We start from the raw sequence: 1,477 nt of genomic DNA on the forward strand, positions 1-1,477 counted from the left end.
CCTCAAGTGAGGTCTCGAACAGGCTTTTGCTCTTGTCGCTCACCGCAAACCCGCCATTGAAAAATCACCCTGGTATTTGCCGCTCTTGCTGCCACGAACAGCTTGATTTCGTTATGCTAGCAACCGTGAAAATGCGTGTCCAACGCGCAGCTATGCTTTTGCCTGATCACAGGCGTGATAGTGTCATGTCAGACAAATCAAGCGAGGCAAACGGCAGGATATGAAGACACGGCATTTCGACCGCATCGGCAATGGCGGCATCAGTTTCACCGAGCTCGGCTTCGGCGCGGCGCCGCTCGGCAATCTCTACCGTGCCGTCTCCGACGAGGACGCCAACGCCACGCTGGAGGCCGCCTGGGCGACCGGCTGCCGCTACTACGACACCGCGCCGCTCTATGGGCTCGGCCTCTCGGAAACGCGGCTCAACCCGTTCCTGCGCGGCAAGAAGCGCGACGACTATGTGCTGTCGAGCAAGGTCGGCCGCATCATGCGTGCCTGCCCGCCCGAAGAGCGCACCGGCATCGGCAAGTTCTTCGACACGCCATCACGCCGCGAGGTGTACGACTACAGCTATGACGGTGTCATGCGCTCGTTCGAAGCCTCGCTTGAGCGCCTCGGCGTCGACCGGATCGACATCCTCTTCGTGCACGATGTCGACATCTTCACGCATGGCAGCAAGGAAGCCTCCGACCGGCGCATCGAGGAGTTCATGCGCTCGGGCTATTACGGCCTGCTGTCGCTGCGCGACCAGGGCGTGATCAAGGCGTTCGGCGGCGGCATCAATGAGTGGCAGGTCGCGCAGACGCTGGCTGAGCGCGGCGACTTCGACCTGTTCCTGCTGGCGGGGCGCTATACGCTCTTGGAACAGGAGGCGCTGACGTCCTTCCTGCCGCTCTGCCAGGCACGCGGCATCGGCATCGTTCTCGGCGGACCCTACAACTCCGGCATCCTCGCAACAGGGCCGAAGCCCGGATCCTACTACAACTACTCCGAAGCGCCGAAGGACATACTCGACCGGGTCGCCGGGATCGAGAACGTCTGCAAGCGTCATGGTGTCAGGCTGATCGAGGCCGCCCTGCAATTCCCGCTGCTGCATCCTTCAGTCGTTTCGGTGATCCCCGGTGGCCAACGGCCGAGCGAAGTCGAGAGCAATCGCTCGCTGCTCGATGCGAAACTGCCCGCAGCACTTTGGGCGGACCTCAAGGAGGAAGGTCTTATGCGCACTGATGCGCCGACCGCATAAGCCGGCCGCGTCGCGTCAGCGTCGGGCACCAAAATGAAAAGCCGGGCAAGCCCGGCTTTTCTGGTCGCATGAACCGGCGTAGGGCACCAAAATGAAAAGCCGGGCAAGCCCGGCTTTTCTGGTCGCATGAACCAACGTAGGGCACCAAAATGAAAAGCCGGGCAAGCCCGGCTTTTCTGGTCGCATGAACCAACGTAGGGCACCAAAATGAAAAGCCGGGCAAGCCCGGCTTTT

Annotated in this window: 3 protein-coding genes; 2 read left to right on the forward strand and 1 reads right to left on the reverse strand. The window is 61.5% G+C overall.

What is annotated here, in order from left to right; translation table 11 throughout:
• Together EN925_RS40330 and EN925_RS35475 are read left to right on the forward strand one after the other, a co-directional pair.
• Nucleotides 1-224, forward strand: a 224-nt coding sequence (locus tag EN925_RS40330) for a hypothetical protein (RefSeq protein WP_206633119.1), incomplete at its 5' end; no start/stop codon positions are given.
• Nucleotides 221-1,243, forward strand: coding sequence for an aldo/keto reductase (locus tag EN925_RS35475; protein WP_127368769.1), 1,023 nt, complete (start codon nt 221-223; stop codon nt 1,241-1,243). The genes EN925_RS40330 and EN925_RS35475, both read left to right, overlap by 4 nt.
• Before the next feature lie 15 nt (nt 1,244-1,258).
• Here the strand turns inward: EN925_RS35475 and EN925_RS40335 are convergent.
• The coding region (locus EN925_RS40335) for a hypothetical protein (RefSeq protein ID WP_206633120.1) at nt 1,259-1,477 on the reverse strand (219 nt) is incomplete at its 5' end.

This window comes from Mesorhizobium sp. M7A.F.Ca.US.006.04.2.1, from assembly GCF_004022915.1.
GTDB classification, from domain to species: domain Bacteria; phylum Pseudomonadota; class Alphaproteobacteria; order Rhizobiales; family Rhizobiaceae; genus Mesorhizobium; species Mesorhizobium ciceri.